Annotated in this window: 16 protein-coding genes, 1 pseudogene and 1 other annotated feature (1 of these 18 only partly in view); of the genes and pseudogenes, 4 read left to right on the forward strand and 13 right to left on the reverse strand. The window is 43.4% G+C overall.

What is annotated here, in order from left to right:
* Window positions 1-2: 2 nt before the first annotated feature.
* Window positions 3-869, reverse strand: a complete 867-nt coding sequence (locus tag MKX49_RS16990; protein WP_072273328.1) for a M50 family metallopeptidase — start codon at window positions 867-869, stop codon at window positions 3-5.
* Complete coding sequence (locus tag MKX49_RS16995) at window positions 862-1611, reverse strand: M23 family metallopeptidase (RefSeq protein ID WP_063594289.1); 750 nt, start codon at window positions 1609-1611, stop codon at window positions 862-864. The genes MKX49_RS16990 and MKX49_RS16995 overlap by 8 nt, the downstream gene beginning before the upstream one ends.
* Before the next feature lie 257 nt (window positions 1612-1868).
* Between MKX49_RS16995 and MKX49_RS17000 the strand changes: the two genes are divergently transcribed.
* On the forward strand, window positions 1869-2312 hold the full coding sequence (locus tag MKX49_RS17000; protein WP_034308861.1) for a S1 domain-containing RNA-binding protein: 444 nt from the start codon (window positions 1869-1871) through the stop codon (window positions 2310-2312).
* Window positions 2313-2440: 128 nt separating this feature from the next.
* On the opposite strand, the gene minD is transcribed toward MKX49_RS17000, so the two are convergent.
* The 9 genes from minD to MKX49_RS17045 form a co-directional block, all read right to left on the reverse strand.
* On the reverse strand, window positions 2441-3244 hold the full coding sequence (minD, locus tag MKX49_RS17005) for a septum site-determining protein MinD (protein ID WP_034308862.1): 804 nt from the start codon (window positions 3242-3244) through the stop codon (window positions 2441-2443).
* A gap of 2 nt (window positions 3245-3246) precedes the next feature.
* On the reverse strand, window positions 3247-3930 hold the full coding sequence (gene minC, locus MKX49_RS17010; protein WP_048688939.1) for a septum site-determining protein MinC: 684 nt from the start codon (window positions 3928-3930) through the stop codon (window positions 3247-3249).
* Window positions 3931-4046: 116 nt separating this feature from the next.
* Window positions 4047-4565, reverse strand: coding sequence for a rod shape-determining protein MreD (mreD, locus tag MKX49_RS17015; RefSeq protein WP_340877124.1), 519 nt, complete (start codon window positions 4563-4565; stop codon window positions 4047-4049).
* Entirely contained in the window at window positions 4562-5434 is an 873-nt protein-coding gene (mreC, locus tag MKX49_RS17020) for a rod shape-determining protein MreC (protein WP_034308869.1), read from the reverse strand. The genes mreD and mreC overlap by 4 nt, the downstream gene beginning before the upstream one ends.
* Before the next feature lie 136 nt (window positions 5435-5570).
* On the reverse strand, window positions 5571-6590 hold the full coding sequence (locus MKX49_RS17025; RefSeq protein ID WP_034308871.1) for a rod shape-determining protein: 1020 nt from the start codon (window positions 6588-6590) through the stop codon (window positions 5571-5573).
* Window positions 6591-6738: 148 nt separating this feature from the next.
* On the reverse strand, window positions 6739-7413 hold the full coding sequence (radC, locus tag MKX49_RS17030; protein ID WP_053537324.1) for a RadC family protein: 675 nt from the start codon (window positions 7411-7413) through the stop codon (window positions 6739-6741).
* A 59-nt stretch (window positions 7414-7472) separates the two neighbouring features.
* Window positions 7473-8042: a Maf family protein gene (locus tag MKX49_RS17035; RefSeq protein ID WP_340877125.1), complete on the reverse strand. Its 570-nt coding sequence runs from the start codon at window positions 8040-8042 to the stop codon at window positions 7473-7475.
* A 188-nt stretch (window positions 8043-8230) separates the two neighbouring features.
* Window positions 8231-9196 (reverse strand): hypothetical protein, encoded by a 966-nt coding sequence (locus MKX49_RS17040; protein ID WP_142398502.1) that lies wholly within the window; start codon window positions 9194-9196, stop codon window positions 8231-8233.
* A 307-nt stretch (window positions 9197-9503) separates the two neighbouring features.
* Window positions 9504-10256 carry a prepilin peptidase gene (locus tag MKX49_RS17045; RefSeq protein ID WP_340877126.1) on the reverse strand — a complete coding sequence of 251 codons (753 nt, stop codon included), beginning with the start codon at window positions 10254-10256 and terminating at the stop codon, window positions 9504-9506.
* Window positions 10257-10765: 509 nt separating this feature from the next.
* On the opposite strand from MKX49_RS17045, the pseudogene MKX49_RS17050 reads away from it, so the two are divergent.
* Window positions 10766-11077, forward strand: a pseudogene (locus MKX49_RS17050) (transposase); the annotation flags it as partial.
* 14 nt (window positions 11078-11091) lie between these two features.
* On the opposite strand, the gene MKX49_RS17055 reads toward MKX49_RS17050, so the two are convergent.
* The gene (locus MKX49_RS17055) at window positions 11092-12381 is read right to left on the reverse strand and encodes a bifunctional folylpolyglutamate synthase/dihydrofolate synthase (RefSeq protein WP_340877128.1); all 1290 of its coding nucleotides are present in this window, start codon (window positions 12379-12381) and stop codon (window positions 11092-11094) included.
* 98 nt (window positions 12382-12479) lie between these two features.
* Between MKX49_RS17055 and MKX49_RS17060 the strand changes: the two genes are divergently transcribed.
* Window positions 12480-13421: an ATP-grasp domain-containing protein gene (locus MKX49_RS17060; RefSeq protein WP_340877129.1), complete on the forward strand. Its 942-nt coding sequence runs from the start codon at window positions 12480-12482 to the stop codon at window positions 13419-13421.
* Complete coding sequence (locus MKX49_RS17065) at window positions 13390-14235, forward strand: ATP-grasp domain-containing protein (protein WP_340877130.1); 846 nt, start codon at window positions 13390-13392, stop codon at window positions 14233-14235. Before MKX49_RS17060 ends, MKX49_RS17065 begins: the two co-directional genes overlap by 32 nt.
* 56 nt (window positions 14236-14291) lie before the next feature.
* Here the strand turns inward: MKX49_RS17065 and MKX49_RS17070 are convergent, their stop codons facing one another.
* Complete coding sequence (locus MKX49_RS17070; RefSeq protein WP_034308891.1) at window positions 14292-16943, reverse strand: valine--tRNA ligase; 2652 nt, start codon at window positions 16941-16943, stop codon at window positions 14292-14294.
* Between the two features lie 43 nt (window positions 16944-16986).
* Window positions 16987-17080, reverse strand: a binding site (T-box leader) (it continues 135 nt past the right edge of the window).

A 17080-nucleotide genomic window follows, 5' to 3' on the forward strand; every position in this document is an offset into this window, starting at 1 on the left:
ATTTAATAAGAATATAATAGGTCGCCGATTTTCCCGTTCGTCATTTTCTCCGAAAAATAGGCGTGGAGGATTTCCGTTTCATCCAATGAGCCGCTCTCTTTCCCGTTTTTCATGATGATGACGGGGTGTTTACAGCCGCGTTGAAACAGTTCCAGCACTTTATAAATCGGTTCTTGTGAATCCACCGATATCGGCTTCAGTTTCGCCAAATCATTCGTATGCCCGTAATGGCGCTGCAGAAGAAAGCGGATGAACGCGTAATACCTCTGCCGCCATTCCATGACGAGTGAGAGACTTATGAAAAAGATGATGAGCCAGATGTTCAAATTGAGCGGATCCAGTATGATCCAGGTCAAAAAAGCCAGGACAGCGAATACTGCAGAAAAATGAAGGGTATGCTTCTGCGCTTCCAAAAAGGTGCAGTATAGGGAAATACCGATGAATAGCAAGCGTCCCCCGTCCAAGGGCCAAATTGGCAGCAGATTAAAAATCAGCAGCATGAGGTTCATATACAAAAATGGCTGGTACAGCTCATATGGGATAATGGTAAAGAAATAGAGCATAAAAGCTACGCCAATGAGCCAAACATGTTGAAGCGGACCGGCAAGCACCACCGCCAAATCCTCCTTCAAACTCTTGTTTCCATATTCCTCAGTCTCGACAGCCCCGCCAAAAGGAAGAAGCTGGATTGACTTTATCCGCCATTTGAAGTGCTGCGCACAGACGGCATGCCCCATCTCATGTATGAAGACGATGAGCAACAGCATCATCACTTCAACGAAATGGGCTGTGAGGATGGCAATGCCAATGACAAACCACAGTGTCGGGTGCACCCTGATTTTAAACAGTAACTTCCCATATTCACTCAAAGGAAATCACCTTTTTAGGATCGACGAAAGCATCATTTTCTTTTATCGCTAAATAAAATCTGCCCTTGGATCCATCTTCACTTAGTGTAACCTGTCCGACTTCATTGCCCTTTTTAACGAACTCATACAATTTCACATCAATTTCTTTCAGCTGCCCATACCAAGATTCAGTTTTATTGGCATGCTGAATGACTACCGTCTTTCCAATCCCCTCCTTTTCACCGGCAAAAATGACTACCCCTTCATTAACGGCCTCGACCTTTGAGCCTTTGCTCGTTTCCAATATGATTCCCTCACCGTTCGTCTCGAAGTTTTGGGTAATCTTCGCAGAAGCTGGCATTGCATATTCTTCATTCGAATCAACAGTTTCCGTATTGGCTTCATTCGGTAAAAAAGCGATTGGTTTACCAAACGCACTTTCGTACCAATTGGAGATTGAAGCGAACTGAAATTCCTTGTTCATGTTCTCCATGACAAAACTCCTGGCAGGGTCCAGCCGCACAGAAGGGTGTTTGAACATCACCGCGACAATCAGGAACAGGCATACACTGGCAAGGATTTTAAAGAAAAAATATTCTTTCTTGAAGAGCGGATGGTCTTTTTCGGAATACCCGTTATATGAATCAATCCCATATGGTTCCTCATTGTTGATCTCCGTCCAACTACTGCTTCCTGCCGGCTTATCATTAAACTTGCGTCTCTTGGCGATACGATTGCGGATATCTTTCCTGCGATCATCCATTCCAGACTTCCCCCCCTGCTCATGTCAAAGCGCTATATTACAACGTATGAGTAACTTGTCCAGACTATGACGGAGAAAAGATATTCTTTCTGCACATCCTGAAAAATTTTTTTCAATGAAAAATCATCCGGAAACCAATGAATTTCCAAGGTGATTTCTGTATCGATTCAGAAAATCTAATAATTGAGATTGATATTGTTCCCCGAAATTTGTTATAATAAAGTGGTTTTAACATTATTGAGGGGGAACATTTTTTTATGTCAATCGAAATAGGCAGCAAAGTACAAGGTAAAGTAACAGGTATCACTAATTTTGGAGCATTCGTAGAATTACCAGGAGGCTCAACAGGTCTTGTGCATATCAGTGAAGTAGCAGATAGCTATGTAAAAGACGTAAATGACCATCTTAAAGTAGGCGACCAAATTGAAGTAAAAGTGATTAGTGAGAAAGACGGAAAAACTGCCTTGTCCATCAAAAAGGCTATAGATAGACCCGAAGGGCAAACCTCTTCTTATACCAAACGCCCACCACGCCAAGGGGATAGCCGTTCTAAAGATTTTCGTTCAAAAGGTAATTTCCAACCAAAGGAAAATTTCGAAGATAAAATGGTGCGCTTTTTAAAGACTAGCGAAGAAAATTTATCGACTCTTAAACGCAGCACTGAATCAAAACGCGGCGGAAGAGGCGGAAGACGCGGATAACCCGCTGCATTTTAGCATATAGAACAGGCAAGCCGGGATACGGCTTGCCTTTTTTATTTTCATGAAGTTCCGTGCAAAAAAAAAGCGAGGGCAAATGCTCCCCGCTTCTTGACAAAAAGAATATAGATTTACCGCACGCTAAAGAATTTTTTCAACTTGGACATGAAGCCCTTTGGTTCGCTGCCAATTGGAGTCAAGGGCACAGATTCACCAAGGATCCTTCTGGCAATGTTCCGATAGGCAAGCGAGACTCTATTGTCCGGATTATAGGCAATGGGTTCCTTTTTATTAGCTGCCACAATGACCTGGTCATCATCAGGAATGACGCCGATCAAATCAATCTTAAGAAAATCGGCAACTCCATCGATATCCATTTCTTCATCCTCATGAAGCAAATGGCCGCGTATCCGGTTGATGATCAATTGAGGCGGTTCAATATGCTCTTCTTTTTCAAGCAGGCCAATAATACGGTCAGCATCCCTTACAGCCGGTCTCTCTGCCGTCGTAACGATAATTGCCTTGTCTGCCCCAGCTATGGCATTCCTGAAACCCTGTTCGATGCCTGCAGGGCAATCAATGATGACATAATCATAGTCAGGCTTCATATCGCTTATGAGTTTCCTCATCTGCTCTTCATTCACCACTGTTTTATCACTATTTTGCGGAGCAGGAAGCAAATAAAGCAAATCCTCGAAATGTTTATCCTTAATGAGCGCCTGGTGTATCTTGCAGCGCCCTTCGACCACATCGACCAAATCATAGATGATGCGATTCTCCAATCCCATGATCACATCCAAATTCCGAAGACCAATATCCGTATCAATCAAGCAAACCTTCTTGCCTAGAAGAGCTAAAGATGTTCCTAAATTGGCGGAGGTGGTCGTTTTCCCGACACCACCCTTACCGGATGTTATAACTATTGCCTCTCCCACGATTAGAGACCCCCTTCTAATCTATTTAAATTAGGTCTATATTTCTTTAAAACTTGCAGTTTTTCTATAATGATATTTTCTTCTTCATCCATGAAGGCACATTCCAGGTCATGTCCCCATTTTGTATATTGATCAGGAGATAGATTCACTTGTCCGGCAATGCGCAGCTGGGCAGGCTTCATGACAGAGGCAGCTATGATGGCCTCATTATTCCCTTTATATCCGGCATGGGCTATTCCCTTTAGCTGTCCCATGATATATATGTTGCCACCCGCACGAACCGTTCCGTCGGGATTGACATCCCCAATTAACAGTAAGTCACCGGGAACTTCAAAAACCTGTCCCGACCTTATCACCTTGGTCACGGTCGTCACTTGGTTTTCATCTTTCCATCGTTTCGCTTCATCCTTCGTCAGGACATTCGAAATTATCTCATCCACGAAAAGCTTCTTCTTTTTATGGATGACCTCTTTAATCTTTTCTTCTTGTTGTTCATCAAGATAGCGGTTCCCTGTATGTACTTTTACGGAAATGGACGGGTCATTTTCTTGAAACTGATAGTTTGCCGAAAGCTTCACTTCTAACTCTTTCAATAATTCGGAAAATGAGCAAGAATCATCGAGATGAAGCATAAACCCGTCTTTTGTTCCCTTAATCATGACATTTTGCTGAATTCTTTTATTCATGACGTTTGTTTCACCTCAATGAAATATAATTCGACATAGGAAAACAAATTTCCTTTTTCTACGTACACGGAAAAGAGAAAATACATTTCCCACCTGCTTCTTAAGACACAGGAACGTTATTCCGTTTCTCCTTGCAAATCAAGCTTTTCAATGATTCTCTTTAAAGGATAGCAGCTGATGATAATGAATGCGAGATTCAATAATAATGTCGGAATCAATCTCCGTTCCGCAAATTCACCAAATCCCATATCTGCAAACGATAGGATGATATTCATCTGAAAGATGACAACCTCTAAAACTGCCGTGAATAAAAGTGCAGTAAGGCAGGCAATCAAAATATTATTTTGCAGGATTTTCATGCTTTTCGATATCAGATAGGCAAGAAAAGGCAGCAGGAACATGTAAATTCCAAGGATTTCCGTATATACGACATCATAAGTCAACCCTAGAATCGCCCCATAAAGCATACCCATTTTCCTGGACCCGTACATGGTCAGGAAAAAAACGAATATCATCATGAAATGGGGCACGAGGATTTTATCGGCCCCGAATGCATCCCCAGCGAACATCTGGGCGAAGATGCTTTCAAAAACAAAAAAAACCAAGGCTATGAAAGAAAGGATGAAATATCTCACTCAGCTTCATCCTCCCCTTCACTTTCTTTCGGTACACCGTCCACTTCACGCTGAACGACCATTACATTATTAATATCATAAAAATCCGTGGAAGGTTCGATATATGCAGTCTGGTTCAATCCATATTGATCCACTTTGACATCGACAACTTTCCCGATCAGCAGACCTTTCGGAAAGATTCCTCCATAACCGGATGTGATGACCAATGAATTTTTCTTGATCTTTTTATCATATGGAATCCGCTTCATCAGCAAAAGGTTCTTCTTATCATCGAACCCTTCAATCAAGCCATATGCTTTATCATCACCTTGAACGATGGCTGAGACACGGTTGGCTTTATCGATCGAACTTAAAAGTTGAACCGAGGCCGTGAAATCCGTCGCTGATTTCACCTTACCGACTAACCCATTGGACGTGATGACCGCCATGTTTTTTTCTACCCCATTACGCTTCCCTTTATTGATCGTCAGCATTTCATGCCAGCGGTCGGGATTACGTCCGATGACAGTCGCCTGAGTGGGCGAATACTTCCGCAGGTCATCTTCTTTTTTGAGGTTGTCGCGAAGTTCTTCATTTTCTTCCTTTAAATCTTGGACTTGGGTTTTCAATAATACATATTCATCCAAGCGGGCTTTCAATTTTTTGTTTTCATCGTATGTATGTTGAAGGTCTTTTAAGCCCCCTACAAAACCTGTTATACCCGATACTGGCTTATTAAACACATTTCCGACCCAGCCTGTCGTATCTTTCAGGAATTGCTCCGGCCAGGTCAACTCTTCTCTCTCCCTTAATGAAAAACCGATCAATGCCACGAGAACGATAATACTAACGAGCAAGAGAAGGAGCTTTTTATTAAAAAACTGTGGCATGGTGATTACACCTCTATCTAAAATTTACTCTATGGTTTTTAAAATTACACTATGGATTTAATGAAACAGCAAAACATAAGAAAACCGGCTCAAAATTGCACCTTTTGTTGAGCCGGCCCTATTTGAGAAGTAATGCTTATCGCGAATCTCTTGATTTAGTCTTGAATAAATGAATGTGGTCCAGCGCTTTTCCCGTTCCGATCGCAACACAATCCAGCGGATTTTCAGCGATGATCACCGGCATTTGCGTTTCTTCACTGATGACTTTATCCAAATTGCGCAGCAAAGCACCCCCGCCTGTCAGTACTATGCCTCTGTCCATGATGTCAGCGGCTAATTCAGGTGGTGTTTTCTCTAAAGTGTTTTTCACGGAATCCACAATTGCAGAAACGGTGTCGCTTAATGCTTTGGATATTTCCTCAGCTGTAATTTCGATCGTTTTCGGTAATCCAGTCAATAGGTCACGGCCGCGAATTTCCATGTTTTCGACGCCTTCGGTGTCTCCAGCAGAACCAATTTCCATTTTGATCGCTTCAGCAGTACGCTCACCGATCATCAAATTGTAGTTCTTACGGATGTAAACGATAATGGCATCATCCATTTCGTCACCGGCAATACGGATCGATTGGCTTGTAACGATTCCGCCAAGGGAAATGATGGCCACTTCCGTCGTTCCTCCGCCGATATCAACGACCATGCTGCCTGTAGGCTCCCAAACGGGAAGATCCGCACCGATCGCTGCTGCAAACGGTTCTTCGATAGGATATGCGTCACGGGCTCCAGCTTGTCTTGCTGCATCGATGACTGCACGCTGCTCGACTGCCGTAATTCCAGAAGGCACACAAATCATGACATATGGCTTGTTGCCGAATACGCCCTTCTTTTGAGCTTCCTTCATATAGTACTTCATCATGGTAGCCGTCGTTTCATAATCGGCAATTACTCCGTCCTTCATCGGGCGCAGGGCAACCACGTTACCAGGTGTACGGCCGATCATGTTTTTCGCATCGTTTCCGACTGCAACGATTTGCTTTGTATCTGTTTGCACCGCTACAACCGATGGTTCACGTACTGCGATGCCTTTTCCCTTCACATATACAAGCGTATTCGCCGTTCCTAAATCAATCCCTATATCTCTTGCTCCAATTCCAAACATTATGGTATCTCCCTTTCGTAAACAAAAATGCCTTTTTATAAGTTCAAATAATAATTTGTCGTTTTTTGACAATAAGAGTTTTGAAAAAGTTTCCTCTTTTAAAAATCATAAACAATATTATATCGTATCGTCAAAAATTTTGATAGTGTCATAAATAACCTTTTTCCTTCAAGCTAACATATTTATGTTCCCCGATGATGATATGGTCCAATACTTCAATCCCGATTATTTTACCACATTCGACTAACCTTTTCGTCACTTCAATATCTTCTCTGCTGGGAGAGGGGTCTCCGGAGGGGTGGTTATGAAGACATATGATAGAGGCAGCTGACCTTTTGAAAGCCTCTTTAAAGACCTCGCGCGGATGCACGATCGAGGCATTGAGGCTCCCGATGAATACCGTAGTTTTTTGTAGCACTTGATTTTTCGTATTTAAATAGAGACAGACGAAATGTTCCTGTGATAAAAACCGCATTTCCTCCATGCAATAATTAGCTCCATCTTCAGGAGATCGAATCACATAACGGTCTTGGTCATTCAAATTGTTAATTCTCCTGCCAAGTTCGACGGAGGCCAGGATTTGTATCGCTTTTGCTTCACCAATCCCTTTAATCACGGTCAGTTCTTCCACTGAGGCTTCTTTTAACAGGCGCAGGCCCTTGAAGGAATTGATAAGTCTGCCGGATAGTTGCAGGACTGATTCTTCCCTTGATCCTGTCCTCAATAGCAAAGCAAGCAATTCCTGATTGGAAAGACTTTGCGGCCCGTCCTGTAGAAACCTTTCGCGCGGCCTCTCTTCTTTCGGGTAATCCCGTATTAACATTTTTTCGCTCAAAAGATCAACCCTTCCTTAGAAAAGGGAAGATGCCAGAGGAAATCAGATTATCCTAACTCTTCCTGCATCGCTTTAAGTTCCCGGGCCAGCCTTGAGACCGGAAGCCCGACGACTGAGAAATAGTCCCCTTTGATTTGTTTGACAAGAAGAGATCCGTATCCTTGAATCCCATAGCCGCCAGCTTTGTCAAAAGGTTCCCCGCTATCCAGATATCGTTCGATTTCAGCTTCTGGCAGCTCCCAAAATGTCACTTCCGTTTTTTCTGCGAATACTCTGCGATGCTTGCCGAACAGGATGACGACACCTGTGTATACTTCATGTGTCCGTCCTGATAACATTTCCAGCATTCTTTTTCCGTCTGCCCTGCTTACCGGCTTACCCAAGATCTCACCATCAAGGACTACAACGGTATCCGAGCCGATTACCCAGCTATCCTGAAATTTTGCTGCGATGGCTTCCGCTTTACGGGATGCCAGTTCTTTCACCGCTGAATCAGGACACATGTTTTCATCAATACTTTCATCAACATTGGAATTCATGCTTTCAAAGGGGATTTGAAGAAATTGCAGAAGTTCTTTACGACGTGGTGATGAAGAAGCTAAAATCAATGGCTGCATAATATAAAAGTCACCTTTCTTTACATAGGGAGATACATATCTATCCTATCAAATAATGGTGCAATCCACAATTATTGTTTACTAGGAATCGACAAATGCCTGTAAGTATTTCCCGGAAAATAAAAAAGGTGTCACAGAGGGTTTCATATTGGGAGGCTTGTCCCATTAGGCAGCCCCCCTTTTTTTCTTTACTTTTGGTAATTCAATAAAAAATTCAGAAGACTTTCTTGAGCCTGGAATAGCTTTTCTTCATTTTTGGATGTCTCATATTCATCAATCGACTTTGCCGCAGCAGTCAGGTCATCGTTCATCTTTGAAAACGCCGGCGATAATTTCCCCGCCTTCAGTTCATCCATGTTTTTTTTCAGGGTTTCCCCGTTTACCGTCCCTGCCTTTCCGCGAAGCTTTGTTGCGGATGTTTCTGCCAACGAAGCATATACTGCTTTCATCTTGTCGAGGGTTTTTTCATCTTCTTGGCTTGTCCCGGCCGCTTCAAAATTGATTTCCTTCCAATATACATCCACATCATATGACTTTAAGAACAAGGCCAGTTCTTTACTTGCAGCTAGACTCTCTGCCGATCCCAGAAATAGATAATAGCTTTCTTCCAATTTGAAGATTTCAGCAGGAACCTGCTTTTCAATGATTTTCTTTTGAATTTGCCTTGCCGCATCCTCGCTGCTGAATACTCCTCCCTGTACAAGGAATGTCTTCAGCTGGTTTCCCGGTTCAGTCACTGCCGCTTTTTTATCTTCAACGGTGGCTTCAGTTGGAATCGGGGTCTCGACCGAAGATACTTCGGCTTTTTCCTTTGTAATCGTTTTAACGGCGATCAAGCCAAGAATCGACCCAAAAAACACAGCACAAATGACTGCGATCATGAATGTCTTGATCGGTCTTTTATCCGAGCTTTTCAGTGACCCGGTACCAAAACCGATGAGCTTCGGCATTTTCTTCTTTGGCGGTGTGGGTACCAATACAATCTTGCTTTCATTTGAATCCTCAGGGAGTATCCATTCGAAACTCTCATCAGTTTGTTCCTGTTCCTGCTCCTTACTCGCCGCCTCTTGACTTTCAATTTTTTTATCGGCAAATACTTTTTCTTCCCCATTTATTTTAATCGTTACACCCTTGCTTTGTTCCGGCTTGCCCAATTTTTTTCCTCCCCTCCAGATCATTTTTTTCATCCTAACATAGAGGTAAAAAAAAATAACAAGACTTTTGTCGTCTTGTCATTAATAGGTTTCGTCAAATTTCCCTATTCATATATGGGTAACAAAAAAGGAATTCAGGTACTGGTACTATTGCTTCATGAAACCATTCCATATCACCTCTCACCAATTACATACATCCCTCTATCATTCCATAATCTCTTGCCTCCAAATGGGGATGGTTCCCTACTGAGCCATTGTTCAGGTGATTTTTGACAAATTCCTCTTGGATCAGGATGGTCCTTTAAGCTCATCTTAAAAATGTTACATACCAATATAATAGCGAATCGCCCCAAAAATAAGCAGTCAATGTCCCAAAAACGATATACGGTCCGAAAGGAATAAGGGTTTTCTTTTTTAAGATTCCGGTCAGCAACCCGATGATGCCAAGCAATGCCCCATAAAAGCACGCAAAAAGCAAAGATAACAGCACCATCTTCATTCCCAATACGAAGCCAATCACTGCAAACAGCTTGATATCACCGCCACCCATGCCACCCTTACTCACGACCGCGATTGATAACAGCAGGCTAAAACCAACCGCTGCCCCGACAATTGAATCCCACCAGGGCGTCAGTGGAAATGAGACTCTTAAAACAATAAAAATCACTATAAAGAAAAGCAGTATTTTATCGGGTATAAGCATATAGGCGACATCAGTCACGAAGATGATCATAAATAATGAAATCAATATCCAGCCAACCAACAGTTCGCCCGACCAGCCAAGGAATATCGGAGCAGAGGCAAACAAAACACCGGTCAGCATTTCCACGGCCGGATAAAGGGGGGATATCCTTGCTTTACAGCCCCGGCATTCACCGACTTGCAACATATAAGAAATAACCGGTATCAACTCGAAGAATGTCAATGTACGCCCGCAAGAAGGGCAGGCGGAGCGACGATTCGCGAATGAATGACCAGCTGGAACACTTAAACCGACAACGTTAAAGAATGAGCCTAAAATTAAGCCCAATACGAAGAGATAGATATGGATAGCCATCATTTATACAAAGTGCATGAGGATTCGATTGCCTTTCTTTGAAACCCTGATATAAAAGTCCCTTCCGCTATGTAATTAACCATTGGGTTCTTCATGCTCATCCCTCCCGTCATTTTATTAAACAGATCCTACTATTCAACATTCATATGGAATGCAATATATAAACATATTTTAACAAATAAACTGGGTGATTTGTTATCAATCACTCTATTGGAGTTTTTTCTTTCCAAGAGGCTCTTTAACAAGAGAAAAGGACCTTTGAAAAGATCCTTTTCTCAGACTGGAGACAAACTCGATGAAAATAGAGTTTGTCTTCAGTTTTTTAGGGGTTTGTGCAATTTGAACGTTAATTTCCACTCCAGGCACTCGCTTTCCGCGGGCGGTCCGCCCTCGGCGCCTTTGCGCCTGCGGGGTCTCCCCTGGACTCGCTTTTCCCGCAGGAGTCTCGAACACCCGCTCCAATCAACTTTGTTTTAACTTATAGATAGAACCCCTTTTGCCAGGTGAAGATGATGCTTTCGAAACATTATTCTATTCAGCGAGGCCAACTTGAAATGATTACTTTAGATCAACTGGTGCCGGCGAATCATTTGGTTCGTAAAATGGAGGCTGCCATTGACTTCACTTTCATTTATGATTTGGTGAAAGATATATATTCAGAGATAGGAAGCCCAAGTATTGATCCAGTTATATTAGCCAAACTGACTTTCATTCGATTTACCCTCGGTATTCGTTCAATGCATAAAGCAATTGAAGAAGTTGAAACAAATATGGCTTACCGTTGGTTCTTAGGCTTTGGTTTCCATGATAAAGTGCCTCATTACGTTATGCACATTCTTTAGGCATCTTCTCTGATTAGGAACTCCCTCACAAGTGATAGGAAATGAAGGGACCCTGTAATGACAAGGATCTCTTTATCCCCCGTTTTCCTTCTGCCTTCCGTTATCGCCGCCTGCCAATCCTTGTTTATACTTTTATTTGGATGACTGCATTTTTCATAAAGCGTTTTCGCATCCGCCGCCCGTTCGTGGTCGAATTCGGTAATGATGATTTCCATCGCCCCCGTTTCCAGTCCATGAAGCATCTCGGAATAGTTTTTATCTTTAAATGAACTGAATACGAATCGGTACTTATAGCCGGGGTAATGCACTTTTAGCGTTTCCTTCAGTACGTCGATTCCAGCAGGATTATGTGCACCATCAATGATCACCAATGGCTCATCCGATATTTTTTCAAAGCGTCCATCCCATTTCGCTGCCCCTATTCCTTCAAAGATGCTTTTTTCATCGATATTTTCCATTCCTACTGTGACAGCAGCAATGGCCAGTGCCGCATTCTGCATTTGATGACGGCCCAGCATCTGCATTTCCACATTTTCGATTGACCTGTCGGCAAGCGAAAATGAGAAACTTTGCCCACGTTCACTTCGCTTCATATTGCTAACACGAAATTCTTTACCCAATTGGTAATAAGGTACGCCTATAGCTGACGCTTTTTCTTCAATTACTTTTGCTGGTTCCCCGGCTGTGACTCCGCTGATGACCGGCGCCCCGCTTTTTATGATGCCTGCCTTCTCAAAAGCAATTTCCCCAAGTGTGTTACCCAGGATGTTCGTATGTTCCAAAGAGATCGAGGTAATGATCGAAAGAAACGGCTGGATGACATTCGTTGTATCAAGTCTGCCTCCTAAACCGGTTTCCATCAAAACCAAATCGACTTCCTTTTTGCTAAAATAAGAGAATGCCATGGCAGTCAAAATTTCGAACTGAGTGGGACCATTCCCCTTGCTGTCCATCTCATGGATGATCGGCCAAAGCTTCCGGAAAACATCGATGAATTCCTGATCACTGATTTCATCCTCATTTACCTTCAGCTGTTCATTCATCCGTATTAAATAAGGAGAAGTGAAGGAAGCGACCCGAATTCCTTGTGCAAGCAGAATTTCTTTAATATATTGCAGTGTCGATCCTTTCCCGTTGGACCCTGCAATGTGAATATACTTTAGCTCCTTGTGCGGGTCGCCTAATTCAGATAACAATGTTTCCATCCGTGACAGTCCAAAATTCATGCCCAATCGAACTTGGCGCCGTTCAAAAAATTGATTGATTTCTTTCATGGTTGTAACCATTATCGTGGAGCCTCCTCTTTCTTTATACCGCTCTTATGCGTTAAGATTATTTTATCAATATATGAACGATTAACCTAGATGAAAGGCAGTGTTTTACCATGAAACCTTCAGATTTCCACTGTTGGATTGTCGTCAACGGCTATTTACAGCATGATAAGTTTTCCAGTTTAGCTTTGTTCATTAAAGAGGCTGCTGAAAGGAAAGATATCACGGCAACCCTTATCCGCAATTCAGATCTCATGCCCATAATCGAAAAAGGAGTGCCTCTGCTTAAAGGAACCTTTGATAAGCTGCCGGATTTTGTTCTGTTCATGGATAAAGACATTCATTTGGCGCGCCATTTGGAATTGATCGGCATCCCCGTATATAACAGCAGTGCAGCAATCGATATTTGCGACAGCAAAGCAAAAACACATCAAGCCTTAACAGGGCATGGGATACCGATGCCGAAAACCATATTTCCCCCTTTTACGTACGAAGGGATTGAAAGGGTCAATATGGATGCTTTTATCCAAATCGGCAATGAACTCGGGTATCCTCTTATCGTTAAGGAAGCATACGGTTCTTTTGGGGAACAAGTATATTTAATCCAAACAGAGGATGAGTTACTGAAGACGATCCGTGATCTTGGCCACAAACCATTTATCATCCAGGAATTCATCGAGCACAGTAAAGGTCGGGATATTCGCGTGAATGTCGTGGGCAATCAAGTCATAGCAGCGATGCAACGTCATTCCGAGCAGGACTTCCGAGCTAATATGACTGCCGGGGGGCAGGCTGCACCATATATCCCCACCAGTGAAGAAGCACAACTTGCCATTCGATGTGCGCAAATTCTGGGTGCCGCCTTCGCTGGTGTCGATTTGCTGTTTGGTGAAGAAGGTCCGCTTTTGTGCGAAGTGAATTCAAATTCGCATTTATTGAACATTTATGAATGTACTGGCATCAACATCGCCGATAGCATGTTCGATTATATCTTGAAAGAATTAGGAAAAGGAAGTGCACCTGATGAAAAAACAAGCAGGCTGGTTGATTTATAACCGTGAGGATGCCTTGAAAAATAAAGGATACATAGATTGGATGCTTGACGAAGCCAGTAAGCTTGATCTTGATTTACACTTTCACTTTCGGGAAGACCTTAGGATCGGTCATCGTTTCAACAAGTTATATGTTGAACATGAAATGCAGCCAATTTCATTGCCGGACTTTGCCATCGTCCGGACCATCGATCCTTTTTTTACAAAGCAACTTGAGCAATTGGGGATTGCTTGCTTTAACTCCTCCTTCGTATCGGAAATCGCGAATGACAAAGCAAAGACGCATCAATATTTGTCCTCGCTGGGGATTCCAATGGCCGATACCGTTTATTGTAACGGAAGGCCGGGTGCTAATGACATGGAGCTCCCTTTCATTGCTAAAGAAACTAGCGGCCGCGGCGGGAAACAAGTATTTCTAATCGAGCATGCCGATGATCTTGCCCAACTGAATGATGGGAATTGGATAGTCCAAAAACCTGGCTTATTCGGTAGGGATATCCGCGTTTTTGTGGTTGGTAATAAAGTGAAGGCTGCTGTACTCAGGGAATCCGCTTCCAGTTTCAAGGCAAATTATACGCTGGGCGGATCGGCTTCGCTATATGAGCTGACTGCATCTGAATTAGCCCTTGTTGAAAGAGTAATGAGATCATTTGATTTCGGCCTGGTCGGTATCGATTTCATATTTGCCGAAGATGGCAGCCTCATGCTGAACGAAATTGAGGATGTCGTCGGGAGCCGGACACTAAGTGCACTAAGTGATATGAATATCGTATGGGAGTACCTTACATTCATAAAAGAAAGCATATCCTCTTCTTAAATAGCTTTTAAACAGAAAAAGGATGAACCGGCTTCAAGCTGGTTCATCCTTTTGTTTTACAGTTGTTTCAGTTCGCTGATCCTGTGGATTACAGAGTCGCGTTTTTCGCTATAGTCTTTTTCCTTGGCACGTTCTTCTTCGATGACGCTTGCCGGCGCCTTTTTAACGAAGCCCTCGTTGCCTAATTTTTTCTGTACACGCTCAACTTCTTTATTAAGTTTGTCGAGTTCTTTTTCAAGACGTTTCACTTCTTCGTCAATATTGATCAGTCCTGTAAGCGGAAGGATTAGTTCTACACCAGTTACGACAGCTGTCATGGCTTGAGCAGGCTCTTCGACTTCGATTCCGATCGTCAATTGTTCAGGATTACAGAAACGCTCGATATAGCTGCTGTTTTTCTGTAATGTCGCTAAGATGGCCTCATCTTTCGCTTTTAAAATCAAATTGATTTTTTTGCTTAGCGGTGTGTTCACCTCAGCACGGATATTACGGACGGAGCGGATGATTTCAACAAGCAGCTTCATTTCCTCGGCTGCAGCTGTATCTGTCAACTCTTCATTCACTTCCGGCCAAGCGGCAACAGTGATGGACTCACCTTGGTGAGGTAGGTTCTGCCAAATTTCTTCGGTAATGAATGGCATGAACGGGTGTAACAATCTCATTGTGTTATCCAGTACATACGCCAAGATCGAGCGCGTCGTTTTCTTAGCCGCTTCGTCTTCTCCATATAGCGGAAGCTTCGCCATTTCAATATACCAGTCACAGAAGTCATCCCAAATGAAGTTGTATAGCACACGGCCCACTTCACCAAACTCATAACGGTCCGCAAGTCTGGTTACGTTGGAAATCGTTTCATTCAAACGCGTCAAGATCCATTTATCGGCAACAGACTTCTCACCGCTTAAATCGATTTCGTCATACGTCATGCCATTCATGTTCATCAAAGCAAAACGTGATGCGTTCCAAATCTTATTGGAGAAATTCCAAACTGCTTCGACTTTTTCCGTACTATAACGGAGGTCCTGGCCTGGCGAGCTGCCCGTAGATAAGAAGTAACGCAGGGAATCGGCACCGTATTGATCGATGACATCCATCGGATCGACACCATTGCCTAGCGATTTACTCATCTTGCGCCCCTGTTCGTCACGAACCAGACCGTGGATCAGCACATCTTCAAATGGTCGTTCACCTGTGAACTCAAGAGCTTGGAAAATCATCCGCGATACCCAGAAGAAAATGATATCATAGCCTGTCACAAGTGCCCCGGTTGGATAGTAACGTTGGAAATCGACACTGTCCTTGTCAGGCCAGCCCATAGTCGAGAATGGCCATAATGCCGAGCTGAACCATGTATCAAGCACATCTGTATCTTGTTCCCAGTTTTCAGCGTCCGCAGGCTCTTCATGACCTACATACACTTCACCTGTTTCTTTATGGTACCAGGCGGGAATGCGGTGACCCCACCAAAGCTGACGGGAAATGCACCAGTCGCGGATATTTTCCATCCAATGCAGGTACGTTTTCTCGAAACGGTCCGGTACGAAATGAACTTTTTCCTCATCGGTTCCTTTTTGAAGCTCAACGGAAGCATCAGCCAGCGGCTGCATCTTAACGAACCATTGCGTCGAAAGATATGGTTCAACAACAGCACCGCTTCTCTCTGAATGGCCTACTGAGTGAAGGTGATCTTCGATTTTGAAGAGTACTCCTTCTTCCTGAAGGTCCTTGACGATTTGCTTACGGCATTCAAAACGGTCCATGCCTTCATATTTACCGGCCTTTTCATTCATCGAGCCATCTTCATGCATGACAAGGATGCGCTCCAAATCGTGACGGTTCCCGATTTCGAAGTCATTCGGGTCATGAGCAGGAGTAATTTTGACCGCGCCTGAACCGAATTCCATATCGACATAATCATCACCGACAATCGGGATTTCCCGGCCTGTAATTGGCAAGCGGACCTTTTTGCCGATCAAGTGTTTATAACGGTCATCTTCAGGGTGTACAGCAACAGCAGTATCGCCAAGCATCGTTTCTGGACGGGTGGTGGCAATTTCAATTTCACCCGATCCGTCAACCAATGGATATTTCATATGGTAAAATGCGCCCTGCACATCTTTGTAAATAACCTCGATATCGGATAACGCCGTTTTCGTTGATGGATCCCAGTTGATGATGTATTCGCCGCGATAAATCAAGCCCTTGTTATAAAGCGAAACGAACACTTCGCGCACTGCTTTTGAAAGCCCTTCATCCAGAGTGAAACGTTCACGTGTATAATCAAGTCCAAGACCTAGCTTTGACCATTGTTCACGAATATGGCTCGCATATTCCTCTTTCCATTTCCATGTCTCTTCCACGAATTTTTCACGCCCAAGGTCATAACGGCTCACGCCATCCGCACGAAGTTTCTGTTCTACTTTCGCTTGAGTGGCGATACCTGCATGGTCCATGCCTGGTAACCATAAAACATCATAGCCCTGCATCCTTTTCATGCGTGTCAATATATCTTGAAGTGTCGTATCCCAAGCGTGGCCAAGATGCAGCTTACCTGTAACGTTAGGCGGCGGGATGACAATCGTATATGGTTCTTTTTTATCGTCACCTGTCGTTTCGAAAAACTTTCCATCAAGCCACCATTTGTAGCGGCCTTTCTCTATCGTCTGCGGATCATATTTAGTCGGCATAGAAATTTGGTTCTCTTCCATATCATTTCCTCCTTTTTGGGCATAAAAAAAACTTCCATCATCACAAAAGGACGAAGGAAGTTGTTCGCGGTGCCACCTTTTTTCCGAAAAAGAAAAAAATCCCTTTCGGCTCTCAAATCGGATAACGGCTCTTCACC

The sequence above is a fragment of the Peribacillus sp. FSL M8-0224 genome, assembly GCF_038003055.1.
In the GTDB taxonomy this organism is placed as follows: domain Bacteria; phylum Bacillota; class Bacilli; order Bacillales; family DSM-1321; genus Peribacillus; species Peribacillus frigoritolerans.